The sequence below is a fragment of the Ruegeria lacuscaerulensis genome, assembly GCF_013034685.1.
GTDB lineage: Bacteria > Pseudomonadota > Alphaproteobacteria > Rhodobacterales > Rhodobacteraceae > Ruegeria > Ruegeria lacuscaerulensis_B.
Genome location: NZ_WQGO01000001.1, coordinates 531254 through 557654 on the forward strand (window position 1 = coordinate 531254; position 26401 = coordinate 557654).

At 60.3% G+C, this 26401-nt stretch carries 27 protein-coding genes; 15 read left to right on the plus strand and 12 right to left on the minus strand.

All coding sequences use genetic code 11. The features are described 5' to 3' along the window. The first annotated feature begins 49 nt into the window (after window positions 1–49). The 4 genes from GOV80_RS02675 to arsC are packed head-to-tail and all read left to right on the plus strand — an operon-like array spanning window position 50 to window position 2209. On the plus strand, window positions 50–388 hold the full coding sequence (locus tag GOV80_RS02675) for a DUF952 domain-containing protein (protein ID WP_170782747.1): 339 nt from the start codon (window positions 50–52) through the stop codon (window positions 386–388). Next, entirely contained in the window at window positions 385–816 is a 432-nt protein-coding gene (locus tag GOV80_RS02680) for a DUF1330 domain-containing protein (RefSeq protein WP_170782748.1), read from the plus strand. The genes GOV80_RS02675 and GOV80_RS02680 overlap by 4 nt, the downstream gene beginning before the upstream one ends. Next, entirely contained in the window at window positions 813–1871 is a 1059-nt protein-coding gene (locus GOV80_RS02685) for a quinone-dependent dihydroorotate dehydrogenase (protein WP_170782749.1), read from the plus strand. Before GOV80_RS02680 ends, GOV80_RS02685 begins: the two co-directional genes overlap by 4 nt. Beyond that, the gene (gene arsC / locus GOV80_RS02690; RefSeq protein WP_170782750.1) at window positions 1868–2209 is read left to right on the plus strand and encodes an arsenate reductase (glutaredoxin); all 342 of its coding nucleotides are present in this window, start codon (window positions 1868–1870) and stop codon (window positions 2207–2209) included. Before GOV80_RS02685 ends, arsC begins: the two co-directional genes overlap by 4 nt. On the opposite strand, the gene GOV80_RS02695 is transcribed toward arsC, so the two are convergent. Genes GOV80_RS02695 through GOV80_RS02705 form a run of 3 tightly spaced genes read right to left on the minus strand, consistent with a single transcriptional unit; the run spans window position 2206 to window position 4465 of the window. Continuing rightward, window positions 2206–3522, minus strand: coding sequence for an MATE family efflux transporter (locus tag GOV80_RS02695; protein WP_170782751.1), 1317 nt, complete (start codon window positions 3520–3522; stop codon window positions 2206–2208). The genes arsC and GOV80_RS02695 overlap by 4 nt on opposite strands. A gap of 5 nt (window positions 3523–3527) precedes the next feature. Continuing rightward, the gene (locus GOV80_RS02700) at window positions 3528–4046 is read right to left on the minus strand and encodes a PaaI family thioesterase (RefSeq protein ID WP_170782752.1); all 519 of its coding nucleotides are present in this window, start codon (window positions 4044–4046) and stop codon (window positions 3528–3530) included. After that, the gene (locus tag GOV80_RS02705; protein ID WP_170770167.1) at window positions 4046–4465 is read right to left on the minus strand and encodes a PaaI family thioesterase; all 420 of its coding nucleotides are present in this window, start codon (window positions 4463–4465) and stop codon (window positions 4046–4048) included. Before GOV80_RS02705 ends, GOV80_RS02700 begins: the two co-directional genes overlap by 1 nt. 113 nt (window positions 4466–4578) lie before the next feature. On the opposite strand from GOV80_RS02705, the gene GOV80_RS02710 reads away from it, so the two are divergent. From GOV80_RS02710 to GOV80_RS02745, 8 genes are all read left to right on the plus strand, one after another. After that, a complete protein-coding gene (locus GOV80_RS02710; protein WP_170770165.1) occupies window positions 4579–4947 on the plus strand; it encodes a MerR family transcriptional regulator in 369 nt (122 codons plus the stop codon). A gap of 276 nt (window positions 4948–5223) precedes the next feature. Next, window positions 5224–5625, plus strand: coding sequence for a MerR family transcriptional regulator (locus GOV80_RS02715; RefSeq protein ID WP_170770163.1), 402 nt, complete (start codon window positions 5224–5226; stop codon window positions 5623–5625). Window positions 5626–5671: 46 nt separating this feature from the next. Continuing rightward, a complete protein-coding gene (locus tag GOV80_RS02720; protein WP_170770161.1) occupies window positions 5672–7453 on the plus strand; it encodes an acyl-CoA dehydrogenase C-terminal domain-containing protein in 1782 nt (593 codons plus the stop codon). Window positions 7454–7507: 54 nt separating this feature from the next. Next, window positions 7508–7720 carry a hypothetical protein gene (locus GOV80_RS02725; RefSeq protein ID WP_170770159.1) on the plus strand — a complete coding sequence of 71 codons (213 nt, stop codon included), beginning with the start codon at window positions 7508–7510 and terminating at the stop codon, window positions 7718–7720. A gap of 316 nt (window positions 7721–8036) precedes the next feature. Beyond that, a complete protein-coding gene (locus GOV80_RS02730; protein ID WP_170782753.1) occupies window positions 8037–8675 on the plus strand; it encodes a glutathione S-transferase family protein in 639 nt (212 codons plus the stop codon). Window positions 8676–8686: 11 nt separating this feature from the next. Continuing rightward, window positions 8687–9898: an acetyl-CoA C-acetyltransferase gene (locus GOV80_RS02735; protein WP_170782754.1), complete on the plus strand. Its 1212-nt coding sequence runs from the start codon at window positions 8687–8689 to the stop codon at window positions 9896–9898. Further along, on the plus strand, window positions 9898–10386 hold the full coding sequence (locus GOV80_RS02740) for a cupin domain-containing protein (RefSeq protein ID WP_170782755.1): 489 nt from the start codon (window positions 9898–9900) through the stop codon (window positions 10384–10386). The genes GOV80_RS02735 and GOV80_RS02740 overlap by 1 nt, the downstream gene beginning before the upstream one ends. Further along, window positions 10379–12580, plus strand: coding sequence for a 3-hydroxyacyl-CoA dehydrogenase NAD-binding domain-containing protein (locus tag GOV80_RS02745; RefSeq protein WP_170782756.1), 2202 nt, complete (start codon window positions 10379–10381; stop codon window positions 12578–12580). Before GOV80_RS02740 ends, GOV80_RS02745 begins: the two co-directional genes overlap by 8 nt. A gap of 79 nt (window positions 12581–12659) precedes the next feature. Here GOV80_RS02745 and GOV80_RS02750 read toward each other — a convergent pair whose 3' ends face one another. Both GOV80_RS02750 and GOV80_RS02755 read right to left on the minus strand, forming a co-directional pair. Beyond that, a complete protein-coding gene (locus GOV80_RS02750; protein ID WP_170782757.1) occupies window positions 12660–13307 on the minus strand; it encodes a sulfotransferase family 2 domain-containing protein in 648 nt (215 codons plus the stop codon). Beyond that, window positions 13304–14239: a DMT family transporter gene (locus tag GOV80_RS02755; protein ID WP_170782758.1), complete on the minus strand. Its 936-nt coding sequence runs from the start codon at window positions 14237–14239 to the stop codon at window positions 13304–13306. The genes GOV80_RS02750 and GOV80_RS02755 overlap by 4 nt, the downstream gene beginning before the upstream one ends. A gap of 155 nt (window positions 14240–14394) precedes the next feature. Between GOV80_RS02755 and GOV80_RS02760 the strand changes: the two genes are divergently transcribed. Next, entirely contained in the window at window positions 14395–15408 is a 1014-nt protein-coding gene (locus tag GOV80_RS02760; protein WP_170782759.1) for a hypothetical protein, read from the plus strand. Window positions 15409–15414: 6 nt separating this feature from the next. On the opposite strand, the gene upp is transcribed toward GOV80_RS02760, so the two are convergent. The 7 genes from upp to GOV80_RS02795 all read right to left on the minus strand — a co-directional run bounded on the left by upp (window position 15415) and on the right by GOV80_RS02795 (window position 21771). Beyond that, complete coding sequence (upp, locus tag GOV80_RS02765) at window positions 15415–16047, minus strand: uracil phosphoribosyltransferase (RefSeq protein WP_170782760.1); 633 nt, start codon at window positions 16045–16047, stop codon at window positions 15415–15417. Further along, complete coding sequence (locus tag GOV80_RS02770) at window positions 16044–17030, minus strand: adenosine deaminase (protein WP_170782761.1); 987 nt, start codon at window positions 17028–17030, stop codon at window positions 16044–16046. The genes upp and GOV80_RS02770 overlap by 4 nt, the downstream gene beginning before the upstream one ends. Continuing rightward, window positions 17027–18238, minus strand: coding sequence for a phosphopentomutase (locus GOV80_RS02775; RefSeq protein ID WP_170782762.1), 1212 nt, complete (start codon window positions 18236–18238; stop codon window positions 17027–17029). Before GOV80_RS02775 ends, GOV80_RS02770 begins: the two co-directional genes overlap by 4 nt. Beyond that, entirely contained in the window at window positions 18235–19542 is a 1308-nt protein-coding gene (locus GOV80_RS02780) for a thymidine phosphorylase (RefSeq protein WP_170782763.1), read from the minus strand. Before GOV80_RS02780 ends, GOV80_RS02775 begins: the two co-directional genes overlap by 4 nt. Window positions 19543–19545: 3 nt before the next feature. Further along, entirely contained in the window at window positions 19546–19932 is a 387-nt protein-coding gene (locus GOV80_RS02785) for a cytidine deaminase (protein ID WP_170782764.1), read from the minus strand. A gap of 89 nt (window positions 19933–20021) precedes the next feature. Continuing rightward, window positions 20022–21113, minus strand: coding sequence for a cupin domain-containing protein (locus GOV80_RS02790; RefSeq protein WP_170782765.1), 1092 nt, complete (start codon window positions 21111–21113; stop codon window positions 20022–20024). Continuing rightward, entirely contained in the window at window positions 21088–21771 is a 684-nt protein-coding gene (locus GOV80_RS02795) for a hypothetical protein (protein ID WP_170770132.1), read from the minus strand. Before GOV80_RS02795 ends, GOV80_RS02790 begins: the two co-directional genes overlap by 26 nt. Before the next feature lie 186 nt (window positions 21772–21957). Between GOV80_RS02795 and GOV80_RS02800 the strand changes: the two genes are divergently transcribed. Both GOV80_RS02800 and prpE read left to right on the plus strand, forming a co-directional pair. Further along, the gene (locus tag GOV80_RS02800; protein ID WP_170782766.1) at window positions 21958–24231 is read left to right on the plus strand and encodes an NADP-dependent malic enzyme; all 2274 of its coding nucleotides are present in this window, start codon (window positions 21958–21960) and stop codon (window positions 24229–24231) included. 255 nt (window positions 24232–24486) lie between these two features. Then, window positions 24487–26376, plus strand: coding sequence for a propionate-CoA ligase PrpE (prpE, locus tag GOV80_RS02805; RefSeq protein ID WP_170782767.1), 1890 nt, complete (start codon window positions 24487–24489; stop codon window positions 26374–26376). Window positions 26377–26401: the final 25 nt, after the last annotated feature.

Below are 26401 nucleotides of genomic sequence, written 5' to 3' on the forward strand. Positions count from 1 at the left end.
GGGGGAAATCCAGCTTGATTCTACCCGCCGTGCGAGGCATCACGGCCCCATGCTGATTTACAAGATTTTCCGGGCCGACGAATGGGCCGCTTTGCAGTCCGATGGGGCGACGGACGGTGCTCCGATTGATGTCGCAGACGGCTATGTCCATTTCTCGACGGCCGAGCAAGCAGCCGAGACAGCGGCCAAGCATTTCGCCGGGATCGACGGTCTGACCCTGTTGGCCTGCGACGCCGGCGCGATGGGTGACGACCTGAAATGGGAGGTCTCGCGCGGGGGCGCGCTGTTTCCGCATCTCTACCGGCAGATCAGGATGACGGATGTGCATTGGGCCAAGCCTTTGCCTTTTGACGGGCAGGCCCACCAGTTCCCCGAGGAGATGGAATGACCCGCTACGTCGACCCAGATCGCGCGCAGTTCGAGGCGTTCAAGAATCTGGACCGCGACCATCCGATCGAGATGCTCAATCTGGTGAAATTCCGCGCCAAGGCCGCGTACCCGGATGACCACGATCTGGCCGATGCCGGTCTGACCGGCGCGCAGGCCTATCGCAACTACGGGAGCGACACCGCCCCGATCATCGCCCGTATCGGCGCACATATTCTATGGAGCGGCGCGTTTCAAACAACCCTGATTGGCCCGCAGGACGAGGTTTGGGACGCAGTCTTTATCGCCAGCTATCCCACCGCTCATGCGTTCATGGAAATGGTCACGGACCCGGATTACCAAAAAGCGGTCGTGCATCGTCAGGCAGCGGTGGACACGTCGCGGCTTATCCGTTGCGCGCCGACCCAAGGCAGAGAGAGCTTCGGATGAAACTGACCGAGAAACTGGGCCTTGCCGCCCTGCACCGGATGGATCCGGAAGCCGCGCATGGGATGTCGATCAAGGCGTTGAAAGCGGGGCTAGCCCCCGCGCCCGGTCCTGTGACCTCGTCCCGGTTGCGCACACAGGTGGCTGGGCTTGATCTGCCCAACCCGGTTGGGCTGGCCGCTGGTTTCGACAAGAACGGCGAGGTTCTGACACCTCTGTCCCGCGTGGGGTTCGGGTTTATCGAGGTCGGTGCCGTGACCCCACGCCCGCAGCCCGGTAACCCCAAACCACGCCTGTTTCGCCTGTCCGAAGACAAGGCCGCCATCAACCGCTTTGGCTTCAACAACGAAGGCATGGAGGTCATGGCCACTCGTCTGGCGGATCGCCCAAAAGACGCTGTGATCGGCCTGAACCTGGGTGCGAACAAGGACAGCGACGACCGCCCCGGCGACTTTGCCAAGGTGCTGGCCCATTGCGCGGCACATCTGGATTTCGCGACGGTCAATGTCTCGTCCCCTAACACCGAGAAACTGCGCGACCTGCAGGGCAAGGCTGCGCTCAGTGCGTTGCTAGGCGGAGTGATCGAAACCCGCGATGCCCTGCCCCGTCCCCTGCCTGTCTTCCTGAAGATCGCCCCCGATCTGACCGAAGACGAATTGCAAGACATTGCTGATGTCGCTCGGGAAACCGGCGTGGATGCGGTGATCGCCACCAATACCACCCTGTCCCGCGACGGGCTGCGAAGTGTGCATAAGGATCAGGCCGGAGGTCTGTCCGGCGCACCTCTGTTCGAGAAATCCACCCGCGTATTGGCCCGGCTGAGCCAGTTGACAGAAGGTCAAATCCCTCTGATCGGTGTTGGTGGGATCAGCACGGCGGAACAGGCCTATGCCAAGATTTGCGCCGGAGCCTCTGCCGTGCAGTTCTACACGGCGATGGTTTATGGCGGCATCTCATTGGCCGCTGAGATCGTGCAGGGGTTGGATAAACTTCTGGCGCGCGACGGGTTCGACACTGTCGCACAGGCTGTGGGCAGTAAACGTGAGGACTGGTTATGATCGAATATTGGCACAACCCCCGCTGTTCCAAATCCCGCGCGGGACTGGCGTTGCTTGAGGAAAAAGGCGCGCAGGTCGAGGTGCGGAAGTACCTTGAAGACGCCCCCTCGGCGGATGAGTTGCGCGCAACACTGGCCCTTTTGGGCGTACCCGCCATCGACATGATGCGGACGGGTGAAAAACAGTTCAAGGAACTCGGGCTGACCAAAACCACGTCAGAGGACACACTGATCGCGGCAATGGCGGAACACCCGATCCTGATCGAGCGCCCTCTGGCGATCAATGGCGTCAAGGCCGCCATCGGACGCCCGCCCGAGAACCTGCTGAACCTGCTTTAAGAGATCTGCGCCTCAAGCCGGGGATAGCGCCAGCCCAAGGTCAATCCCCGCGCAATGTTCAGAACCATCAACGCGGCCCAAAGGCCGTGATTGCCCAGCGTCGGCACCAGTAAGAACAGGGCGACCACATAGATCGCAACCGACTGGATCATCGCGTTGCGCATATCCCGCGTCCAGGTTGCCCCGATATAGATGCCGTCAAACATCCAGCTTGCCACCCCGATCACCGGGGCCAGCGCCGCCCAGATCAGGTATTCTCGCGCAGCCAGACGAACCTCGGGCGAGGTGGACATCAGGTCGATCAGCGCAGGCCCGGCAAGGTAGAACACTGCGCCCAAGGCAAAGGCTCCGCCCACACCCCACTGCGACGCCATGACCGACGCCCGCCGCACCTGATACCGGTCCCGTGCACCCACTGCGCCGCCCACCAGCGCCTCGGCTGAAAAGGCGAATCCGTCCAGCGCAAAAGCTGTGATCTCCAGAAACTGCAGAAGGACCTGATTGGCCGCCAGATTGACGTCGCCCAGATCGGAACCCACGAACAAGAAGGTGGTGAATGAGCCCGTCAACAGCACCGACCGGATCATGATATCCGCATTCACCTGCACCATCCGCCGCAAACGTGCGGCGTTGAATATCCGGGGCCAGTCGCGCCACTGATTGCCGCCGAACGCGCTGCGACACAGCCACAGACCCAACGCCAGACCAGTCCACTCGGCGATCAAAGTGGCGATGGCGACGCCTTCGACACCCCAACCCAGCCCCAAAACAAACCAAAGGTCTAACAGGATGTTCAGCCCGTTCATCCAGATCTGAAGAAGGAACACGCCACGGGTGCGTTCGATAGCAATCAACCACCCGGTCACAGCATAAAGCGCAATCGTCGCGGGCGCGCCCCAGATACGAATTTCAAGGTATGCGCGGGTCAGGGACTCGACCTCGGGACTGGCCGGGGACAGCGCGAAGGCCCCCCAGAACACCCATACTTGCGTAGCGATGAATACAAGACCAGCGGCACCGCCCAGCAGTAGGCCGCGCATCAACAGCGCACCGGTCTCGGCTGTATCGCCTGCGCCGCGCGCCTGCGCTGCAAGACCGGTCGTGCCCATGCGCAAGAACCCGAAAATCCAGTAAATCGCTGACAGGATCACCGCGCCCATGCCGACGGCTCCGATGGGGGCCGCCTGCCCCATCTGGCCCACAACGCCGGTATCGACCGCGCCCAAAATCGGAACGGTGGCGTTTGACAACACGATAGGAAGGGCAATCTTCAGCACCCGTCCATGCGTTATTGGCGCCGAAGCGTCCTGCATGGATGCTAGCTACCCTTGGTCATAGGTTGTGGCATCAGGAAATGACCCGTGGCCTGCGCAAAGGGGCGCGCATGATTGTCCTGCCATGCTTCGACCCGGACCGAGGCATAGCGACGCCCCGACCGGCTGATGATAGCCCGCGCATAGGCATCGCGCGGCAGACCGGATCGCAGATAGTCGACCGTGAAATCCACGGTTTTGGGAAAGCGGATCGTCTCATCCCGCGCGATCTGCTCGGCATCCAGCTCACCGCTCTCGATGCTGGGCAGGAAATACTCCCAACTCAAGGTGATCACGGCCGTGACCTCAAGGAAGGCTGCGGTGACGCCCCCATGCAGGGCGGGAAGGATCGGATTTCCGATGAGCTTTTCGTCATAGTTCAACACCCCGGTCAGCTCATCCCCACGCCGATCAAAGCTGAAATCCATGAACCGGATATAAGGCACTCCATCGACAATCGCGTTCAGCGCCGCGTCCCGGCGCTGTTTGACTACTTGTACGGGTTCGGGACGTTTGCGCGCCATCAGAGCCCCTCCACCGTGAAAGAGCCCGAGGCCGTGGCCACCGGCAGGTCCTGATTTTCGTCCATCGCGGTGGCGCGTACGAAGGCCACGTTACGGGTGATGTGGTAGCAGGTCGCGCGCGTGGTGATGGTCTGACCCGGAGTTGCCGCGCGCATATAATCGATGCGCAAATCGATGGTCGCCGTGCCACCGGGCGCGGACGGGTGGCTCATGACAGCGGCGCCGCAACAGGTGTCCAGAACGGCAAATACAGCGCCGCCATGGATGACCCCAGTGCGCGGATCGCCCACCAATTCCACGTTATAGGGCATTGTAATCGCAGCCTCTCCGTTACCGATTTCAGTCAGCGTCATGCCCAGCGCCCTGGCATGTGGGATCGCCTCGATGAACTGACGCGCGATAGCAGCTTTGTCGACCATCTATTTGTACCTTCTTGGTTTCTCCCTTTATGAGCGCGTGGCCCGCAAAAGAGCAAGCCCACCTGTTGCGCTTGTCAGGCGTAGGTCATAGGCTGCGCCAGAGGAGATCAGGAATGCCCGACGACCGTTTGTCATTCAAAGAGATGTGCGCCCAGTTCGATGTGACACCGCGCACCCTGCGCTATTATGAGTATATCGAGCTGTTGCAACCCGACCGCGAAGGCCGTGCGCGATTCTATGGTCCACGCGAATGCGCCCGCATGACGCTGATCATGCGGGGGCGCAAATACGGCTTTCCCTTGGAAGACATCCGCCAATGGCTGCTGATATACGAAGATCAGGGCAACCAGGCGCAGATGAAGGCTTTTGTCGACTTGGCCGATGTCCAATTAGTTGAACTACACAAGCAAAAGCAGCAACTGGATGAGGCGATCGACGCTCTGAAAACCATGCGCGATCAGACCGCCAGGTCGCTGGACTGACCTCAACGCCTATTGCGGCCCTCTTGAAGCCCCGCAAAAGGGATTGCTGTTGCAATTCCCGTTTCCATTGGGTGTTGGCCAGCTGTCGAAATCTGAAAATAACGTGACGTGACGTTGGGGATTTCACCCTCAAACGGACTTGACGCAAACGGAAGTTACGTCAACTAAAGTTGTGACGTAGCGTTTGCATTACGTGAACGTCATCTCCGTGTTGTAAGTGGCGCATCGACTGCGCAACTGTACTTGATAGACGCCAGTGACAAGAGTGCTGAAACCATGACCGAAGATCTGATGACCATTCGTGAAATGTGCGAGACCTATGACGTCACGCCGCGCACATTGCGGTTTTACGAGGCCAAAGAACTTTTGTTCCCGATCCGCGAGGGGCAAAAACGCCTGTTCACCAAACGCGACCGGGCGCGCCTGAAACTGATTCTGCGCGGCAAGCGCTTTGGCTTTAGCCTAGAAGAAATCCGGCAACTTCTGGATCTGTATCATGTGGGGGATCAGCAGATGACGCAGATGACCCGCACGTTTGAGATCGCCCGCGAGCGTCTGACCGATATGGAGGCCCGCCGCGAAGAACTGACGCAGGCCATCGACGATCTGAAGGAACAGTTGCGTTGGGGCGAGAAAGTGATCGCCTCGATGAAGAACGAAAAGAAAGCCGCCGAGTAGCCCTGCGGCCCCACCTCCGGACATTTGAGATTAAAGGGAGCTTCTTATGCCCGTCTATAACGCGCCAACAAAAGACATGCAGTTCATTCTGCACGAAGTCCTCAACGTTTCGGGGTCGAAAATCCCCGGTTACGACGAATTGGAAGCCGAATTCACCGGTGCCGTTCTTGAGGAAGCCGGCAAAATCGCAACCAACGTCCTGCACCCGCTGAACGTTGTGGGTGACACCGAAGGTGTGCGCCACGAAAACGGAGTCGTTTACACGCCGACCGGCTTCAAAGACGGTTTCGAGCAGATGAAAGAAGGCGGCTGGACCGGCTTGGATATGCCCGAGGAATTCGGCGGTCAGAACATGCCTTATGTCCTGGGTAGCGCGGTGGGCGAGTTCTTTCAGTCCGCCAACCAAGCCTTCACCATGTATCAGGGTCTGACCCACGGCGCGGCTTCGGCCATTCTCGCCCACGGCACCGACGAGCAGAAGGCCACCTATCTGCCCAACATGGTCAGCTGTGAATGGACCGGCACCATGAACCTGACCGAACCGCATTGCGGCACCGATCTGGGCCTGATGCGCACCAAGGCTGAACCGCAGGACGACGGCAGCTATAAGGTGTCAGGTCAGAAGATCTTTATCTCGGCCGGTGATCACGACATGGCCGACAACATCATCCACCTGGTTCTGGCCAAAATCCCCGGCGGCCCCGAGGGCATCAAGGGTGTCTCGCTGTTCATCGTGCCCAAGTTCATCGTCAACGAAGACGGCTCGCTGGGCGAACGCAACGGCGTTTCGGTCGGCAAGGTCGAAGAGAAGATGGGCATCCACGGCAACTCGACCTGTGTGATGAACTATGACGAGGCCACCGGCTTCTTGCTGGGCGACCTGCACAAAGGTATGCGCGCCATGTTCACCATGATGAACGAAGCACGTCTGGGTGTGGGTATGCAAGGTCTGGCGCAAGCCGAGGCCGCCTATCAGAACGCTGTCGAATACGCCAAGGACCGCCTGCAGGGCCGTGACGTGACCGGCGCGAAAAACCCCGACGGCCCGGCAGATCCGCTGATCGTCCACCCCGATATCCGCCGTAGCCTGATGGATCAGAAAAGCTTTACCGAAGGTGCGCGCGCCTTCATCTTGTGGGGTGCCACACTGATCGACCAAGCACATCGTTCCGGCGATGCAGATGCAGACGGCCTGATCTCGCTGCTGACTCCGGTCATCAAAGGCTTCCTGACCGACGAAGGCTATGACATGACTGTCAAAGCTCAGCAGGTTTACGGCGGCCACGGCTACATCGAGGAATGGGGCATGTCGCAATACACCCGCGACGCCCGTATCGCCATGATCTACGAAGGCGCAAACGGCGTTCAGGCGCTGGATCTGGTGGGTCGTAAGCTGGCTACCGATGGCGGCAAGCACGTCATGGCCTTCTTCGACATCGTCAAGAATTTCTGCAAGGAAAACGGTGGCCAGAACGAAGCCTTTGACAAGGCGTTCATCGAACCGCTCAAGGCGGCGTCCAAGGATCTGCAGGCGGCTGGCATGTACTTCATGCAGAACGGTGCAAAGAACCCCAACCACGCACTGGCTGGTTCGAACGACTTCATGCACATGTTCGGCCACGTTTGCCTGGGCTTGATGTGGGCGCAAATGGCAAAAGCAGCCTATGCGGCCCTTGACGGCGGGGCCTCGGATACCGAGTTCTACCAGACCAAGATTGCCACCGGCCAGTTCTACATGGCGCGTCGCCTACCGGCCACCGGCCTGCATCTGGCGCGTATCCAGACCGGTGCTGACACTGTCATGGCTCTGGATGCGGCAAACTTCTGATCCAAAACCGGCTGCGGGATTTTGTCTTGCAGCCGGATTTCGCAAAGGACCGACATGCCAAAACGCTTTCGCCTGACCCGCCGGTTTCCGGTTGCAATGACCGAAGATGGCTATCGCAAACTGCGCGGTTTCGCTGCCGAAGCCGGGTTGGATGAAGGCGAGGCTCTGTCGTTTCTGTTCGAAAATTTCAACAGCGTGATTGATCACGACAACCTGACGCACAAGTTGCGCATCTTCAACTCGGAACTTGAGGCGCGAAAACGGTGAATGATGCGGGGACCAGACAACTTTGGCAATTCGCAGATACTCTGTCCGCCTCCGGCGGACGTATTTGGAGCGAGAAGAAGGCAAACGCACGCTTCCCCCCCGCCATCCGGGTTATGATCGCACCTTTGGGCACGCAGTCAGGACGGCGAGGCTTTTCATCGTGCGAACATCGGCTCGGCAGCCTGTACCGCACGCATGAAAAGGCCGCTTTGACGTTAAAGAACCGTTACGGAGAAGGGAAAACTCTGCGGACTTCTTCTCTTCAAAAATTCGGAAATATCGACATAGCCGCACAAGCCACGGGAGGGGCGCGCACATGACCATCAAACTGCATTGCTTCGGAGAAAGCGGAAATTCTTACAAAGCCGCGCTTGCGCTTGAGATGTCGGGCCTGGAATGGGAACCCGTTTTTGTGGACTTTTTCAAAGGCGTATCGCGCACCCCCGAATATCGCGCCGAGGTCAATGAAATGGGCGAGGTGCCAGTCCTGACCGATGGCGATTTTCGCACAAGCCAATCCGGGGCCATTCAGGCTTATGTCACCGAAAAGTCGGGTAAGTTCGGTGGCAAGGACCGCGACGAAAACTACGACATCTTTCGCTGGGTCCTGTGGGACAATCACAAGCTCAGCTCGAATGCGGGGATGACCCGGTTTTTGTGCAATTTCCTGCCCGAAGAGCACCGCAACCCAGATGTCATTGCGTTCAACCAAGGACGCCTGAAGGCCGCTTACGAAATTCTGAATACCCACCTTGAGGGCCGCGACTGGATCGTGGGCGACGGCGTGACCAACGCCGACCTCAGCTGCTGCGGATACCTGTACTACCCTGAACCATTCGGCTTTGACCGTGCCGACTGGCCCCATATCGACGCCTGGCTGACGCGCCTCAGCGAACAGCCCGGCTGGAAACACCCCTATGACCTGATGCCCGGCAATCCGTCGGATCGAGCTTGAGGAGAAGACCCATGACCGAAGCCTATATCTATGACGCCCTGCGCACCCCGCGTGGCAAGGGCCGCAAGGATGGCAGCCTGCACGAGGTAACCTCGGTGCGACTGTCCGCCGTCGCCCTTAACGCCATGAAAGAGCGCAACAACCTGGAAGGTCACGCCGTCGAGGACGTGATCTGGGGCAACGTCACGCAGGTGATGGAGCAAGGCGGTTGTTTGGCGCGCTCGGCCGTGCTGGCCTCGGATCTGGATGAATCGATCCCGGGTCTGGCCATCAACCGCTTCTGCGCTTCCGGCATGGAAGCCGTGAACCTGGCCGCAAACCAGATCAAAGGCGGTGCCGGTGACGGCTATATCGCCGGCGGCGTCGAGATGATGGGCCGTGTACCCATGGGATCGGACGGCGCAGCTATTGCCGTTGACCCTACCCTGGCGATGGATACCTATTTTGTACCGCAGGGGATTTCCTCGGACATCATCGCCACCGAATACGGCTTCAGCCGCGATCAGGCGGACCAGTTGGCGATGGAATCGCAGCGCCGCGCGGCGCAAGCCTGGGACGAAGGCCGCTTTGAAAAATCGATCATACCGGTCAAGGACCGCAACGGCCTGACCATTCTGGACCGCGACGAATACATGCGCCCCGGCACTGACATGCAGAGCCTCGGCAGGCTGAACCCAGCCTTCCAGATGATGGGCGAGCAGATGCCGGGCTTCGACAAGGTCGCCCTGCTGAAATACCCGCACCTGGAAAAGATCAACCACATCCACCACGCGGGCAACAGCTCGGGCATCGTGGACGGGGCAGCGGCCGTTCTGATCGGCAACAAGGAATTCGGTGAGAAGCACGGCATCAAGCCGCGCGCGCGTATCAAAGCCACCGCCAAGATCGGTCTGGACCCGACGATCATGCTGACAGGCCCGGTTCCGGTGACCCAGAAAATCCTGGCCGACAACGGCATGCAGATTTCGGATTTCGACCTGTTCGAAGTGAACGAAGCCTTCGCGTCGGTCGTACTGCGGTTCCAGCAGGCATTTGATGTGGACCCCGAGCTGGTGAACGTCAACGGCGGCTCGATCGCGATGGGTCACCCGTTGGGTGCAACCGGCGCGATGATCATCGGCACCCTGCTGGACGAACTGGAGCGTCAGGACAAAGAAACGGGTCTGGCCACGCTCTGCATCGCGTCGGGCATGGGTGCCGCGACTATCATCGAGCGGGTCTGATGCCCAAGCTGGATCTCTCTCAGATCCCGTTTATTGGGGGATCGTCTTATCCCGGTAAGCTGGCCGAGGCGACCGCAGGTCGTTTCGTTCAGCGGCTGGGGGATACGGGCGGTCTGACCCAATACGGGGTCAACATCGTACGGTTGGAGCCTGCGGGGATGTCCTCGCTGCGGCACTACCACATGGAGCAGGACGAGTTCGCCATTGTGCTTTCCGGCACCTGCACATTGATCGACGACGATGGTGAGCATGAGATGCAGCCCGGTGACTGCGCGGCCTGGCCCGCAGGTGAGCCCAACGGCCACCACCTTGTGAACAAAACCAACGCGCCCGCGACCTTTCTGGTGGTGGGCACGCGGACCCCGACCGAGACCGGCTTTTACAGCGATATCGACATGATGGTGAAGGATGACGCCGACGGCGAGGCCTTCACCCGGAAAGACGGCAGCCCGCTGACGGCTGACCAGATTGGAGATGACAATGACTGATTTCACTCTGACCAAAGACGCAGACGGCGTCGCCACGATCACCTGGGACGTTCCAGGTAAGACGATGAACGTAATGTCCTTTGACGGGCTGGCCCAGCTGAGCGACCTGATCGATCAGGCGCTGGCGGATGAGGAGGTCAAGGGGATCGTCCTGACCTCGGGCAAAGAAGGGTCGTTTGCGGGCGGCATGGACCTGAACCTGCTGGCTGTGATGAAGGAACAGGCAGGCGACAACCCGGCCAAAGGTCTGTTTGACGGCACGATGCAAATGCACGCCCTTCTGCGCAAGATCGAGCTGGCCGGCATGGACCCCAAGACCAAGAAAGGCGGCAAGCCGATCGCAACCGCCCTGCCCGGCACTGCCGCAGGCATCGGCATGGAGTTGCCTCTGTCCACGCATCGCATTTTCGCTGCCGAGAACCCCAAGGCGAAATATGGCCTGCCCGAGATCATGGTCGGCATCTTCCCCGGCGCGGGCGGCACCACGCGGATGGTCCGCAAGGTGGGCGCGATTGCAGCGGCACCGCTGCTGCTGGAAGGCAAGATGCTGGACGTCAAAAAGGCCAAAGGCGCAGGCTATATCGATGAGATCGCTGCAGATCCGGTGGCAGCCGCAAAGGAATGGGTGCTGAACGCGAAAGACACCGATCTGGTCAAGCCGTGGGATGCCAAGGGCTATAAAATGCCCGGCGGTGCGCCGTACCACCCTGCAGGTTTCATGAACTTCGTTGGCGCCTCGGCGATGGTACACGGCAAGACCCAAGGCGCCTTCCCGGCGGCCAAGGCGTTGCTGAGTGCAGTTTATGAGGGGGCTCTGGTTGACTTCGACACCGCGCTGAAGATCGAAGCGCGCTGGTTCACCTCAGTCCTGATGAACCCGTCCTCGGGTGCCATGATCCGGTCGCTGTTCCTGAACAAAGAAGCGCTTGAGAAAGGCGCAGTACGTCCAGCCGGTGTGCCGGATCAGTCGGTCAAGAAGATCGGCGTTCTGGGTGCGGGCATGATGGGTGCGGGCATCGCGCTGGTCTCGGCCCAGGCCGGGATGGAGGTTGTTCTGGTCGATCGTGATCAGGCGGCTGCCGATAAAGGCAAAGCCTATACCGAGGCTTATCTGGACAAGGGCATGAAGCGCGGCAAAGTCACCGAAGACAAGAAACAGGCGATGTTGTCGCGCATCACCGCAACGCCCGATCTGGACCACCTGAAAGGCTGCGACCTGATCATCGAAGCCGTGTTCGAAGACCCTTCCGTCAAGGCCGAGATGACCCAAAAGGTCGAGGCGATCATCCCCGAGGATTGCATTTTTGCCTCGAACACCTCGACCCTGCCGATCACCGATCTGGCCAAGGCCAGCGTTCGGCCCGAACAGTTCATAGGCATTCACTTCTTCTCGCCGGTTGAGAAGATGTTCCTGGTTGAGATCATCAAGGGCAAGGAAACCGGCGATCGTGCGGTTGCCAAGGCGCTGGACTATGTGCGCCAGATCCGCAAGACGCCGATTGTGGTCAACGATGCACGCTTCTTCTACGCTAATCGCTGCATCATCCCTTACATCAACGAAGGTCTGCGGATGATAACCGAGGGCGTCAGCCCGGTGCTGATCGACAATGCCGCGCGTCAGCTGGGCTTCCCCGTAGGGCCGATCCAGTTGAATGACGAAACCTCGATTGATCTGGGTGCCAAGATCGCGCGGGCGACCAAAGCTGCGATGGGCAACGCCTATCCCGAAAGCCCCGCCGATGACCTGATCTTCTGGATGGAAGGCGAAGGCCGTCTGGGCCGCAAGGCCAATGCAGGCTTCTTCGACTATGACGAAAAGGGCAAACGCGTCGCATACTGGACCGGCCTGGCCGAGAAATACCCGCATGCCGAAGAGCAGCCCGACCTGATCGAAGTACAGGAACGCCTGATGTTCGCGCAGGTGTTGGAAGCTGTCCGCGCGTTGGAGGAAGGTGTTCTGGAAGACATCCGCGAAGGCGATGTGGGCGCCATCCTGGGTTGGGGCTTTGCGCCGTGGTCCGGTGGCCCGCTGAGCTGGCTGGACATCATCGGCACACCTTATGCGGCTGAACGTTGCGATCAGTTGACCGAAGCCTACGGTGAACGCTTCACCTGCCCGCCGCTGCTGCGGGAAATGGCGGAGAAGGGTCAAAGCTTCTACGGGCGTTTCGACCCCGAAGCCAAAGCGGCCTAAAAGTCAAAGAAGCTGGCGCAGCCCCCCTGCGCCAGCTTTCCCATTTGCACTTTTTCAAGATTCCAAACGGAACGTACTGCTAATCAAAGCGATACCCAAACCTGTCGACATCCTCGGCGCAAGCCTCGGCCACAGCCGCACGTGTCTTGGCGCAATAGTAACTGCGATAATCCGGTGCCCGCTCGGACCTGTTGCTCAGGGGCAATGCCACCCGAAATCCCAAATGGTCGAATAGCGGGGCGGCGTCTCGGTCAAAATACTCCAGCCGGATGAAGGCACTGCAATGTTCGGTTCCGTCGGTCAGCGTCATATAGCGCCTTGCGGGATTGGCTGCGAAGGATCGTGCAATCTGCGGGTGCAAGACGAAATCCTGAAATGAAAGGGTTTGCGCCAAGGTGACATCCCGGTGGTCAAACTTTTGGGTTCTGAGCCAATGATAGTAGCTGACCATCCTGTCCCAAGGGTTGCGCACCAGCGTGAACGTGAACATGCCGCGCAACGCAACCGGTGTCATCAGCCCATCCAGCGCAGAAAGCGGTGCGTGTTTCGTCAAAGCGCCAACGCCTGTCAAAGCCTTCTGCCGCTTGCGCCGCCGTAGGGCCTTGGGTGTATCGCCTATAAGGATATCATCCTTCATAGCCCGCGCCTCTAACGCCAGAGACAGCGACGTTCCCCCGGTTTTGGGGATGTGGACAAACACGTATCTACGGCCATTTGAGATGATCATGCCGCCGCCTGCTCGGCGGGCGCGCGACCAGCCCGCCAGCCCAGCAGCGCTCCGGCGGTCGCGATCAGACCAATCCCTCCGATCTGCATCAGCCCGATGGATTGACCAAAGGCGACCCACGCAAACAGGGGGCCGAAAATCATGACCGAGTATTCGAACACTGCAACATAGGATGGCTCGCCTACCTGATAGGCTTTGATCAGCATGAAAACCGCGATTGTTGACCCTACAGCCTGCACGATGATCCATGGCACAGCGTCTTGCATCTGCCACACCCAGCCACGCGTGACAAACCCGTCGGGCCCTGGGGGCGATATCATGGGGAAGAGGGTTAGAACCCCCACTCCGATCAATCCCGTCAACCCCAGTGTGATCACCATCGCCGCCAACAGCGCGACTGTGCTTTCACCCGCGCAATGGCTGCGCGTGATGATGGCGCTGAGGGCATAGAACAACCCTCCGGCCACCGGCAGCAGGGTGCGGGCATCAAAATCCTGCGGATTGGGTTGCAGCACGCATAGAATCCCAGCGAACCCCAGTAGGACGGCCAGAATGCGCCATGGCCCGATCCTCTGCCCCATTGCAAGCGTCGAAATCAGCAGCACGAAAATCGGAGAGGTGAACAGACCTGCCAGCGCCTGCGCAATCGGCATCAGCGCCAGCGAGGTGAAATAGAACAGCATGGCCAGCGTGATCAGCACACTGCGTAGCATCACCGGACCCGGCCGGACGGGACGCAAGCGCCCGAATCCCAACAAGGACAAGCCGATGATCAGCGGCAGCATCAGGGTGGACCGGCTCAGGTGGAACTGCCACAGCCCGACCGTGTCGGCCAGCAGGATCACTACGTTGTCGATCACCCCGATGATCGCCATTGCGCTGACCATCAGAACCGAGGCCAGGATCGGAGAAGTTTGCGCACCAGACGACATGTTTGACCCTATTGCAGAAACCGACCGGGGCACGCCTGCGCCCGGATGCGTCGTCACATCCAGCACAATTCCCCGACATCGCGCAACAGGTTTGCGCCGCTGGATTTTTGCGTGCTAAACTGCCGCCAATCAAGAATGAGCAGACCTCACCCGTGATGACGGCCCTTAAACAGTACCAGCGGATCGAAGCAACCGGTCTGTGGCGCCCATCGCCCGATGTGCAGCGGCGCGAGGTCGTGGTGTCGATTGGCGAAGCCACGATGACAATCTCGGATTTCAACGACAACGCGCTGACCCATTGGTCGCTGGCTGCGCTGGAACGGCAGAACCCCGGCGCATATCCGGCCATCTACAATCCCGATGGCGATCCGGACGAAACGCTGGAGCTGGCCGAAACCGAGACCACCATGATCGAGGCGATCGACCGCCTGCAACGGGCCATTGACCGCGGCCGTCCGCATCCGGGGCGATTGCGCTGGCTCAGCGTCGCCGGTGTTGCCGCCGCCGTCTTGGCCCTTTTGGTGTTCTGGGTGCCCGCCGCCGTGCAAAACCACGTGGTCGCTGTGGTGCCCGAGATCAAACGCCACGATATCGGCGACGCAATTCTTGAACGGATCGAGCGCGTGTCAGGCCGCGCCTGCGCCTCGGTCGACGCACAGGACGCGCTGAAACAGTTGGCCACACGTACCGGTGTGCGTGAAGTGGTTATCCTGCCTGCGGGCGTGCAAACGAGCCTCAGCCTGCCGGGCGGCATTATCCTGCTAAACCGCGCGTTGGTCGAAGATCACGAGGACCCTTCGGTCGCCGCCGGCTATATCGTCGCCGAACGCGCCCGGTCACAGGCACAGGACCCGCTGGACGATCTGCTGAACCGCACAGGTGCTGCAACCGCCTTTCGCCTGCTGACGACCGGAGAGCTGACACCGGGCATCGTCGATGCCTATACCGAAGAGGTTCTGTCCGAACCCCGTCCGTCCCTACCTGATGACGTGTTGCTGGAAATGTTCGCGCAGACCGCCCTGCCCTCGACCCCGTTTGCTTATGCCAAGGATGTGACCGGCGAAACCGTGCTGGGGTTGATCGAGGCTGACCCTATGGCCGGACGTCCTCAGCAGCAGGTTCTGCCGGACCGCGATTGGGTCCGGCTGCAAAATATCTGCGGCGGTTAGACCAGCTTACTTCGTGCCAAACATCCGGTCGCCCGCATCGCCCAGCCCCGGCATGATGTAGCCCTTGGAATTCAGCTCGCGATCCAGCGAGGCCGTGACGATATGCACATCCGGGTGCGCCTCTTTCATGCGTGCGACCCCTTCGGGCGCGGCCAACAAGCAAAGGAAGCGAATATCAGTGGCGCCAGCCTCCTTCAGCAGATCTATCGCCGCGGCTGAACTGTTGCCGGTGGCCAGCATCGGATCAACGGCAATGACCAGACGGTCCTTCAACCCTTCGGGCGCTTTGAAGTAATACTGCACGGGCTTGAGCGTTTCCTCATCGCGGTAGAGGCCGACAAAACCCACACGGGCCGAGGGGATCAGCTCCAGCACCCCGTCCAGCATCCCGTTTCCGGCCCGCAGGATCGACACCAGCGCCAGTTTCTTGCCCGCTAGGATAGGGGCGTCCATTTCCTCCATCGGGGTTTCAATGTGGCGGGTGGTCAACGGCATCTCGCGCGTGATCTCGTAGGCCAGCAGCAGCGTGATCTCACGCAGCAACTGCCTGAAAACGGCGGTCGAAGTGCCCTTGTCCCGCATGAGCGTCAGTTTGTGCTGCACCAGCGGGTGGTCAACGACGGTCAGGTGTTCGCTCATGATCTCTCCAGTCTTGTCTTGACCCGTTCACGGGTCTTGTCATCGCAAAAGGCGGCCGCAAGGGCGGTTTCATTCAGGGCCGCGAAGTCCTCGGCCTGCCAGCCGAAGGCTTGCGCCAGCATCTCATATTCGCGCCGCATTGTAGTGTGGAAAAACGGTGGGTCATCGGTGGAAACCGTGAGTTTGACACCGGCCTCCCGCAGTTTCGCAATCGGATGGGCCGCGAAGTTGGGGAAAAGCCCCAGCACCACGTTCGAGCCGGGGCAGACCTCTAGTGTGATGTCGCGGTCGAGAATCTCGCGGATCAGGTCAGGGTCTTCGATGGCGCGCACTCCATGGCCCACACGCTCCACGCCCAGATCGCGAATGGCATCGCGTACGCTTTCGGGACCGCCGAACTCTCCGGCATGGGTCGTCAATCGCAAACCCGCCTCGCGCGCGCAATCGAAGGCCCATGCGTAGTCGCCCTGAGCGCCCACGGATTCATTGCCACCCATACCAAACCCAGTGATCCACTCGCCCGCCGTTTCCGCCGCGCAATAGGCGCTGAGTTTAGCCTTTTCAGGACCGAAATGGCGCACACAGGTCACGACCCCGCGCAGGGTGATGTCGTATTCGCGCTCGGCCTCATCCGCCGCGTCCTGAATGGCGGTCAGGTAGTCGCGCCAGGCATGCAGGTCTCCGCCGCCGCAGAAATCGGGGCTGAGGAAGGTTTCCGAATAGACCACTCCGTTCGCCGCGCTTTCTTCGAGGATGGCCAGTGTCAGGCGGCGGAAATCCTCGGGCGATTTCAGCACTTCGCAGGCGGCCTCATACACGCGGAGGAAATGGGCGAAATCGCGGAAATCATAGCTGCCGTCGGGTTTGAAAATCCCGCTCAAGTCGATGCGCTTTTCATGGGCCAACTGCCGGATAAAGGCGGGCGGGGCCGCGCCTTCGTGGTGCAGGTGCAATTCGATTTTGGGAAGGTCTGCGACGCTCATAGAAAACTCCGCCCCGGCCCCTGCGCCGGGATGTTCAGGTGGTGTGCGATGCTAGCCGCAATATCGGTGAAATTCACCGCGCCGATCTGGCCCGCGCCTCGCCCGGCGATCAGAACCGGAACCTGCTCGCGCGTATGGTCGGTGCCAATCCAGCTGGGGTCATTGCCATGGTCGGCGGTAAGCAGCATCAGGTCGCCGGGGCGCAGGTGGGCGATGATCGCACCGATCTCACGGTCGAACCATTCCAGCGCGCGCGCATAGCCGCTGATGTCGCGACGGTGGCCATAAAGGCTGTCAAACTCCACGAAATTGGCGAAGGTCAGGCTGCCCTCTTCTGCCTCATCGACCAGATCGGAGAGGTGACGCATCAGGTCCGCGTCCGAGCCTTTGCGCAATGTGTCGATCCCCTGCATCGAGAAGATATCGCCGATCTTACCGACCGCATGCACGCGCCGCCCGGCATCCTGCGCCCAGTTGGTCAGAACCGGCGCTGGCGGCAGGATGGCGAAATCCTTGCGGTTGGTGGTGCGGGTGAAGCCCTGTTCGGGCGAGCCCACAAAGGGCCGCGCGATCACCCGGCCCACTTTCATCTCATGCAGGCGCGGGGCCAGAGTTCGGCACATTTCCAACAAGCGGTCGAGGCCGAAATGTTCCTCATGCGCCGCGATCTGGAACACGCTGTCGGCGGATGTGTAGCAAATCGGCCAGCCGGTGCGCAGATGTTCGGCGCCCAGGTCTGCAATGATAGCCGTACCCGAGGCGTGGCAATCGCCCAATATGCCGTCGGTTCCTGCAGCCTCGGCGGCGGCCCGGCTGAGGTCGGCGGGAAAGGCTGGCTGCGTATCCGGGAAATAGTGCCAGTCCCAAGGCACCGGCAGCCCGGCCAGTTCCCAATGGCCCGAGGGCGTGTCCTTACCCGGCGAATGTTCCCGCGCGCAGCCCCACAGGCCGGTCGGTTTCGCCTCCAACCCCGGCGTATCCGCGCCCGAGGCCAGACGGGTCGCCGCCCCCAGCCCCAGCGCCTCCAGATTGGGCAGGTGCAGCGGGCCCGAGCGCCCATCCTCGGCCCGCCCCTCAGCGCAGGCCTGTGCGATATGGGCCAGCGTGTTAGCCCCGGTATCAGGCACATCGCCGTTGAAAAAACGATCCGCATCCGGCGCGCCGCCGATGCCGACCGAGTCCATCACGACTAGAAACGCGCGGGTCATGCGGTGATCCTTTCATGCACGATCCCCGGCAGCGCGGGGCTGTCCGGCCCGAGACTGATCGCTTGCAGGACGGCCTGCGCCGCCTGTTGCGCCGCGTCTTCGCGGGCGGCGTGGATCACGGCCAACGGCGCACCCTTGTCCAGCTTATCACCCAGCCGCACGATGTCCGAGATGCCAACGGCGGGGTCAATCACGTCGCTCTCAACTTGCCGCCCACCGCCCAGCGCGACAACGGCCAGACCCAGCGCCTCACCGTCCATCGCGGTCACATAGCCCGCACTTGGCGCAGGGACTTCAAGGATCACGCTGGCCTCGGGCAAGTACCGCGACCAGTTGTCGACGAAATGCAGTGGCGCGCCAACGGCGGCCATCATGCGCCCGAACCTTTCGGCCGCGCGGCCAGAGCGGATAATTTCGGCCAGTTTCTCGCGACCTTCATCCACGGTTGCGCACATCCCGGCATCCACCAGCAGCACGCCGCCTAACTCGACCGAGATTTCGGCCAAGGGCGAATTGTGCCCGTTGGTCATGGCCTTCATGACCTCGCAGATCTCTAACGCGTTGCCCAGCGCCGGAGCCAGAGGTTGGTTCATATCCGTGATCACCGCCGAGGTGCGGCATCCCGAAGCATTCGCGGTCTGGGTTAGGGCCTGTGCCAGATTGCGTGCATCTTCGTGGGTTTTCATAAACGCGCCGCTGCCCACCTTGACATCCAGCACCAGAGCATCAGGGCTGGCGGCCAGCTTCTTGGACAGGATCGACGCGGTGATCAGGTCCAGGCTTTCCACAGTCGCCGTCACATCGCGGATTGCATATAGCCGCTTGTCCGCAGGGGCGATCTGCCCCGTTGCGCCAACGATGGCGGCACCCGTTTCGCGCAAGATCTGCGCCAGACGATCTTCGCTGATCTGAGTGGTCACGCCCGGAATCGACTCGAGCTTGTCCAGCGTCCCGCCGGTATGGCCCAACCCACGACCCGAGATCATCGGGACATAAGCCCCCATCTCGGCCAGTGCAGGCGCAAGCACGAGGCTGACGCTGTCGCCCACCCCGCCGGTCGAGTGCTTGTCGATCACCGGGCCATCCACGTCCCATGTCAGAACGTCGCCGCTGTCGCGCATTGCAACCGTCAGGTCAGCGCGGCCCTGCGCGCCCAGACCGCCCATACAAACGGCCATGGCAAAGGCACCGGCCTGCGCGTCACTAACGCCGCCATCGGCCAGACCTTGCGCGAACCAGCGCAACTCCTCGGCCGTGGGCACCTGACCCCGGCGCAGCTTGGCGTTGATCGAACGGGCGTCCATGGCTCACTCCATATGCGAGGCACCAAAGGCCCCCGGCAGCAGATCGCCGATGGTGGTCTCCATCTCAGCCCCTTCGACCGAGGCCAGCGTCACCTTGACCTCGCGCTTGCCGAACTCGGCCAGTTTCTGACGGCACCCCCCGCAGGGCGGCACGGGCTGAGGCGATGAGGCAACCACATAAATCTCGGTCAGTTCCTGCTCACCTGCGGCAACCATGGCGGCAATCGCCCCTGCTTCAGCGCAGGTGCCTTCGGGATAAGCCACGTTTTCGACATTGCATCCGGAATAAATCACGCCCGAGGCAGATCGGATCGCCGCTCCGACCTTGAAATTGGAATAGGGTGCATAGGCGTTTTCGCGGACTAAGAGGGCTGCGTCTTTCAGGCTCATGGCGATTCCCCATTTTTTGATCATCTGGTCAGAAAAATATTGTTCTATTGAAACGGCGCGCCAAGGTGAAGCCCCGCGCGCCGCAATTCTTACCCCAGCCGTGTGTTGAACGTGCCGGGCAGCGTCACCTCAAGCAGTTCCACATCATCCGACGGGTTCGACAGGCGCGTCCGCATCCCCGGCGGGATCACAAACGCGTCCCCTTGTTCCAGCGGGTATGGCTCGCGCCCTTCACCTTCTAATGTGATCGCGCCGTCCATGACAAAGGTGAAATGGATATCTGTGTCATGGGCCGCCCATTGCGGATCACCCTGCCCTTTGCGCACCACCTGCACCCCGGCCACGCCCTTGGTGTTTTCGGCAATTGTTGTGTCGCGGCAGATATAGCCCGGCAGGCGGAACGGCACCCAATCCGCGCCTTCGGCCTGATTGAAGACGAACTTCTGCCCCTGCCATTCCCGACCGGGGCGGTAGTGTGGAGTGGGCAGGTCCATGTCGTGGTCAATCTCGGTGACGTGTTCGGCGGGCACGCCGATCTCGATCACCTGCACATTGTCCGAGGCCTCCAACACACGGTGGCGGATTTCGGGCGGTTGGATAAAGCAATCACCTGCGGTCAGGCGCATCTTGTCGCCCTGATCCTCGTAGACCACATCCACCCAGCCGTGGATGCAGAAGATCAACTGGAAGCCAACCTTGTGGAAATGAACCATATCCGGAACCGGCCCTCCATCAGGAATGCGGATATGGCTGGCGATGATCGACCCGCCCAGCCGATCTGGCACCAGATCGCGGTAATGCATCCCGGCGCGGCCGATGATCCACGGGGCCTGATCCTTGAGCCTGCGCACCACGAAGGAATGAACGGTGTCGGGCATGACCATGGGCGGATTCAGCTCATCAATCTCGACCTTTGTGCCGTTCGGGGCCACTAGGCTGCGCTGCCCGTCGGCAAAGCTGTCGGGGTCATTGGTCAGGATGCGCAACGTGCCGGGGCTTTCCGACGCGTCCTTTTCAATACGCAGCCGCAGCCCGTGGCCGGAAAACACCGCCACCCGAGGGTCATCGGCGGGATAAATCATATCCATCCGCATCCCCAGCACCTTGGTATAAAACGGGATATCGTCGCGCAGCTCCTGCGTGGGCAGGCGAATCTCAGCTTTGGTCTGGTTGTTGGTCATTCACTGTCTCTTCGGTCTTGGCTTTCGGCCATCCGATCAGAACAGCGGCCAGAATGCCAATCGAAAAGAACATCTCAAGCGTTTCTTCGAGCACAAACAGGCGCAGCATCATGGTTTGCGAAATATCCGAACCCATCATCCCGGACACCTCTTCGAGCAGTTGCGCGACCACCGCCGACATGCCCGCCAGGAAAAACACCAGCAAAAAAGGCGCGCGGGCTTTGAACGCGCGCCAGCCAGACGGAATGCCATGCCAGACCAGCCCGCCAAGCACGATTGCAACCAGCACCAAACGCACAAGGGTCATGTCCAGCGCTGTATCCAACCCGCTGAGGATCGTATGCTGCCAAGTGCCAATGGCGTAGATATCTGCCTCAAGCTCGCGCTCGGCCAGCAGAAGACAGACAACGCCAATATACAAACGCGACACGCCACGATAGCGATAAAGCGCAATCACCCCAGCCATCATCAGCGCGAATGCCGATCCGGTTTCGATCAGCCCGCCTTCTTGGTTGAAGGCCGAAGCCTGAACAGGCCAGATCGAAATCACGACCAGAATCCAGGCCATCACAGCCAGCACCGCCCGCAGCCCCACGGATTGCACACCGAACGATCCGTGCAGGACCAAGCCGGGGTTGCGTTCGTCTTTCAAGCTCATATCAGACCTTCATCGCTGCGCGTATTCATTGGTGTTTACGAACGCGGCAGACCGTAAATGTTTCGTGGCAGAATTCAACCAGCACCCCCATGAGGTCGGAAACCCGCAATGAAATGACGCAACGTAGCCAAGCCTCGGAAAATGGTTTAACGATCAACCAAATCTTGGAACGGAGTTGATTTGTCGATGTCGGACACACCCAGCCTGCGGCAGGCCGCGCTTGATTACCACGCCCATCCCAAACCTGGAAAGCTTGAGATCAAGGCCACAAAGCCCATGGCGAATGGCCGCGATCTGGCCCGCGCCTATTCGCCCGGCGTGGCCGAAGCCAGCCTGGAAATCAAGGCCGACCCGCACAATGCCGAGCTTTACACCGCGCGCGGCAATCTTGTTGCAGTGGTCTCGAATGGCACTGCTGTTCTGGGGCTGGGCAATATCGGTGCGCTGGCCTCGAAGCCCGTGATGGAGGGCAAGGCCGTTCTGTTCAAGAAATTCGCAGGTATCGACTGTTTCGATATCGAGGTCGACCAGCCCGACCCCGAGAAACTCGCCGATATCGTCTGCGCGCTGGAACCGACCTTTGGCGCGATCAACCTTGAAGATATCAAGGCCCCCGACTGTTTCATCGTCGAGAAAATCTGCCGCGAGCGGATGAATATCCCCGTTTTCCACGACGATCAGCATGGTACTGCCATTGTCGTCGGGGCTGCGGCCAAGAACGCGCTGCACGTTGCCGGCAAATCGTTCGAAGATATCAAAGTCGTCTCGACCGGCGGCGGGGCGGCCGGGATTGCCTGCCTGTCCATGTTGGTGAAACTGGGCGTCAAGCGAGAGAATATCTGGCTGTGCGACATTCACGGGCTGGTCTATGAGGGCCGCGCCGAGGATATGAACCCGCACAAGGATCAGTTTGCGCAGAAATCCGACCTGCGTACTTTGGATGATGTGATCGGCGACGCGGACCTGTTTCTGGGCCTCAGCGGGCCGAATGTGCTCAAGCCTGAGATGGTCGCAAAAATGGCCAGCCGCCCGATCATCTTCGCGTTGGCCAACCCGACGCCGGAAATCCTGCCCGACGCCGCGCGCGAAGTGGCCCCGGATGCAATCATCGCCACAGGCCGCAGTGACTTTCCAAATCAGGTCAACAACGTCCTATGCTTTCCTTTCATCTTCCGGGGCGCGCTGGATGTAGGCGCAACCGAGATCAACGACGAGATGCAAATCGCTTGCGTGGACGGCATCGCCGAGATGGCGCGCGCCACCACCAGTGCCGAGGCCGCAGCCGCCTATAAAGGGGAACAGTTGACCTTTGGGCCGGACTATCTGATCCCCAAACCCTTTGATCCGCGCCTTGTGGGGGTTGTGTCCTCGTCCGTGGCCAAGGCCGCAATGGACAGCGGCGTTGCTAAGCGTCCCATCGAAGATATCGAGGCGTACAAGGAACAACTGAACCAGACCGTTTTCAAATCCGCCCTAATCATGCGCCCGGTTTTCGAGGCCGCCGCAGCCGCTTCCCGCAAGATCGTCTTTGCCGAGGGTGAAGATGAACGGGTGTTGCGGGCTGCTCAGGCTATTCTGGAAGAAACCACCGAGACCCCCATTCTGATCGGTCGACCAGACGTGATCGGGGCCCGCTGTGAAAGGTTGGGTTTGACGGTGCGGCCAGGTGCGGATTTTCAGATCGTGAACCCGGAAAACGATCCGCGATACTACGACTATTGGACGTCCTACCACCAGCTCATGCAGCGCCGCGGCGTCACACCTGATCTGGCCAAGGCCATCATGCGGACAAACAACACCGCAATTGCCGCCATCGCGGTGCAACGGGGCGACGCCGACAGTATGATCTGCGGCACCTTCGGCGAATATCGCTGGCACCTGAACTATGTGGAACAAGTGTTGGCGGACGGCGACCTGCGCCCGCATGGTGCTCTTTCGTTGATGATCTTGGAAGACGGGCCGTTGTTCATCGCCGACACTCATGTGCGGCAACTGCCCTCGCCCGAGGAACTCGCCGAAAGCACCATTGGGGCCGCCCGTCACGTGCGCCGCTTTGGGCTAGAGCCCAAGATCGCTTTCTGCTCGCAATCGCAGTTTGGCAACCAGTCCGAAGGGTCCGGCAAACGCCTGCGGGCCGCGCTGGATATTCTGGATTCCGAGCCGCGTGACTTTACCTATGAGGGCGAGATGAACTTGGATCTGGCACTGGACCCCGAACTGCGCGGGCGGATCTTCCCCAATTCGCGCTTGAAAGGTTCGGCCAATGTGCTGATTTTTGCTCATGCGGACGCAGCCAGCGGTGTGCGGAATATTCTGAAGATGAAGGCCGACGGGCTGGAGGTCGGGCCGATCCTGATGGGGATGGGCAACAAAGCGCATATCGTGACGCCCTCGATCACCGCACGAGGGCTTTTGAACATGGCCGCCATCGCCGGTACGCCGGTCACGCACTACGGATAAACTGCGGCCGGACGTCTGAAACGGCGTCCGGCCGATTCCCTATCTGTTTGCACGCCTGAATTTGCAGATTTGCAAATTTACCCATCAATCGCCAGATAACCCTCACGCAGTCGTGCATTTGCAAAAATTTGCAAGTCAATTCGGCGAATTCTGCAAACTTTTTGCGATAAAGTGACGCTCCGTCACGCCGCTTGCTTGTCCTGTGGCCGCCCTGCCCCTTACACACATGCCCAGGAATTGACGGAGGAGAACACCGTGGCATATCAGGACGTTTACGAAGGCTGGAAATCCGACCCCGAGGGCTTCTGGATGGAGGCCGCAAAGGGCATCGACTGGGTAAGCCCCCCGACCAAGGCTTTGTTCGATGACAACGCGCCGCTATACGAATGGTTCTCGGACGCCCGCGTAAACACCTGCTGGAACGCTGTCGACCGCCATGTCGAAAACGGACGGGGCGAGCAGACTGCAATCATCTATGACAGCCCGATCACGCATACCAAGCGCGAGATTTCCTATGTCGAGCTGCGCAACCGCGTAGCCAATTTGGCAGGTGCACTTCGGGCCAAGGGTGTCGAAAAGGGCGACCGGGTTATCATCTATATGCCAATGATCCCCGAGGCGCTTGAGGCGATGCTGGCCTGTGCGCGTCTGGGCGCGGTGCATTCGGTGGTATTCGGTGGCTTTGCCAGCAACGAACTGGCCGTGCGGATCGACGACGCCAAACCCAAAGCGATCATCGCCGCCTCCTGCGGGATGGAGCCGGGCCGCGTGGTTCACTACAAACCCCTGCTGGACGGCGCGATTGATCTGGCAGAGCACAAACCCGATTTCTGCGTTATTTTCCAACGCGAACAGGAAGTCGCCCAGCTGGTCGAAGGGCGCGACTTTAACTGGCACGGCTTCCAGTACGGCGTCGAACCGGCTGAATGTGTCCCGGTCGATGGTAATGATCCTGCCTATATCCTTTACACCTCGGGCACGACCGGTTCACCCAAAGGTGTCGTGCGCCCCACGGCAGGCCATCTGGTCGCGTTGAACTGGACGATGAAGAATATCTACAATGTCGACCCTGGTGACGTGTTTTGGGCGGCATCCGACGTGGGATGGGTCGTAGGGCACTCCTACATCTGTTACGCGCCCCTGATCCATGGCAACACCACCATCGTGTTCGAAGGCAAACCCGTGGGTACCCCGGATGCGGGGACCTTCTGGCGCGTGATTTCCGAACACAAAGTCAAAAGCTTTTTCACCGCCCCGACGGCGATCCGCGCGGTTAAACGCGAGGATCCGCAAGGTGAATTGATCGCCAATTACGACCTGTCCCATTTGGGCGCGCTTTACCTGGCTGGAGAACGGGCAGACCCGGACACGATCATCTGGGCGCAGGACGCGTTGAAAGTGCCGGTGATCGACCATTGGTGGCAGACTGAAACCGGTTGGACCATCGCTGGCAACCCGCTGGGGATCGAGGAACTGCCGACCAAGTTGGGCTCGCCAGCGAAGCCAATGCCGGGCTATGACGTGCAGATCCTGGACGAAGGCGGCCATCCGATGAAACCCGGCGAGTTGGGCGCGATTGCGGTGAAGTTGCCCCTGCCCCCCGGTACGTTGCCGACGTTGTGGAATGCGGAAGAGCGATTCAAAAGCTCGTACCTCAATCATTTCCCTGGTTACTATGAGACCGGCGATGCAGGCATGATTGATGAGGATGGATATCTGTACATCATGGCGCGCACGGATGATGTGATCAACGTTGCGGGCCACCGCCTGTCCACTGGGGGGATGGAGGAGGTTCTGGCCGCCCATCCCGACGTGGCCGAATGTGCTGTGATCGGTGTAACCGACCAGTTGAAGGGCCAGATGCCGGTTGGTTTCCTGTGCCTGAACGCAGGCTGCGACCGCGATCATGCTGAGGTCGTGCAGGATGTGGTCAAGCTGGTGCGCGAAAAGATCGGTCCGGTTGCGGCGTTCAAACAGGCTGTTGTGGTGGACCGCCTACCCAAGACGCGTTCAGGCAAGATCCTGCGGGGGACCATGGTGTCGATTGCCGATGGTGCAGACTACAAAATGCCTGCTACCATCGACGATCCCGCCATTCTGGACGAGATCACGGACGCGCTGAAGACCATCGGCTACGCAAAATAACAACGGAAAACTCAAGGGTGCGCCT

Coding starts and splice junctions, on each gene's coding strand:
- GOV80_RS02675 (WP_170782747.1), top strand. CDS start 50: ATGCTGATTTACAAGATTTTCCGGGCCGACGAATGGGCCGCTTTGCAG.
- GOV80_RS02680 (WP_170782748.1), top strand. CDS start 385: ATGACCCGCTACGTCGACCCAGATCGCGCGCAGTTCGAGGCGTTCAAG.
- GOV80_RS02685 (WP_170782749.1), top strand. CDS start 813: ATGAAACTGACCGAGAAACTGGGCCTTGCCGCCCTGCACCGGATGGAT.
- arsC (WP_170782750.1), top strand. CDS start 1,868: ATGATCGAATATTGGCACAACCCCCGCTGTTCCAAATCCCGCGCGGGA.
- GOV80_RS02695 (WP_170782751.1), bottom strand. CDS start 3,522: ATGCAGGACGCTTCGGCGCCAATAACGCATGGACGGGTGCTGAAGATT.
- GOV80_RS02700 (WP_170782752.1), bottom strand. CDS start 4,046: ATGGCGCGCAAACGTCCCGAACCCGTACAAGTAGTCAAACAGCGCCGG.
- GOV80_RS02705 (WP_170770167.1), bottom strand. CDS start 4,465: ATGGTCGACAAAGCTGCTATCGCGCGTCAGTTCATCGAGGCGATCCCA.
- GOV80_RS02710 (WP_170770165.1), top strand. CDS start 4,579: ATGCCCGACGACCGTTTGTCATTCAAAGAGATGTGCGCCCAGTTCGAT.
- GOV80_RS02715 (WP_170770163.1), top strand. CDS start 5,224: ATGACCGAAGATCTGATGACCATTCGTGAAATGTGCGAGACCTATGAC.
- GOV80_RS02720 (WP_170770161.1), top strand. CDS start 5,672: ATGCCCGTCTATAACGCGCCAACAAAAGACATGCAGTTCATTCTGCAC.
- GOV80_RS02725 (WP_170770159.1), top strand. CDS start 7,508: ATGCCAAAACGCTTTCGCCTGACCCGCCGGTTTCCGGTTGCAATGACC.
- GOV80_RS02730 (WP_170782753.1), top strand. CDS start 8,037: ATGACCATCAAACTGCATTGCTTCGGAGAAAGCGGAAATTCTTACAAA.
- GOV80_RS02735 (WP_170782754.1), top strand. CDS start 8,687: ATGACCGAAGCCTATATCTATGACGCCCTGCGCACCCCGCGTGGCAAG.
- GOV80_RS02740 (WP_170782755.1), top strand. CDS start 9,898: ATGCCCAAGCTGGATCTCTCTCAGATCCCGTTTATTGGGGGATCGTCT.
- GOV80_RS02745 (WP_170782756.1), top strand. CDS start 10,379: ATGACTGATTTCACTCTGACCAAAGACGCAGACGGCGTCGCCACGATC.
- GOV80_RS02750 (WP_170782757.1), bottom strand. CDS start 13,307: ATGATCATCTCAAATGGCCGTAGATACGTGTTTGTCCACATCCCCAAA.
- GOV80_RS02755 (WP_170782758.1), bottom strand. CDS start 14,239: ATGTCGTCTGGTGCGCAAACTTCTCCGATCCTGGCCTCGGTTCTGATG.
- GOV80_RS02760 (WP_170782759.1), top strand. CDS start 14,395: ATGACGGCCCTTAAACAGTACCAGCGGATCGAAGCAACCGGTCTGTGG.
- upp (WP_170782760.1), bottom strand. CDS start 16,047: ATGAGCGAACACCTGACCGTCGTTGACCACCCGCTGGTGCAGCACAAA.
- GOV80_RS02770 (WP_170782761.1), bottom strand. CDS start 17,030: ATGAGCGTCGCAGACCTTCCCAAAATCGAATTGCACCTGCACCACGAA.
- GOV80_RS02775 (WP_170782762.1), bottom strand. CDS start 18,238: ATGACCCGCGCGTTTCTAGTCGTGATGGACTCGGTCGGCATCGGCGGC.
- GOV80_RS02780 (WP_170782763.1), bottom strand. CDS start 19,542: ATGGACGCCCGTTCGATCAACGCCAAGCTGCGCCGGGGTCAGGTGCCC.
- GOV80_RS02785 (WP_170782764.1), bottom strand. CDS start 19,932: ATGAGCCTGAAAGACGCAGCCCTCTTAGTCCGCGAAAACGCCTATGCA.
- GOV80_RS02790 (WP_170782765.1), bottom strand. CDS start 21,113: ATGACCAACAACCAGACCAAAGCTGAGATTCGCCTGCCCACGCAGGAG.
- GOV80_RS02795 (WP_170770132.1), bottom strand. CDS start 21,771: ATGAGCTTGAAAGACGAACGCAACCCCGGCTTGGTCCTGCACGGATCG.
- GOV80_RS02800 (WP_170782766.1), top strand. CDS start 21,958: ATGTCGGACACACCCAGCCTGCGGCAGGCCGCGCTTGATTACCACGCC.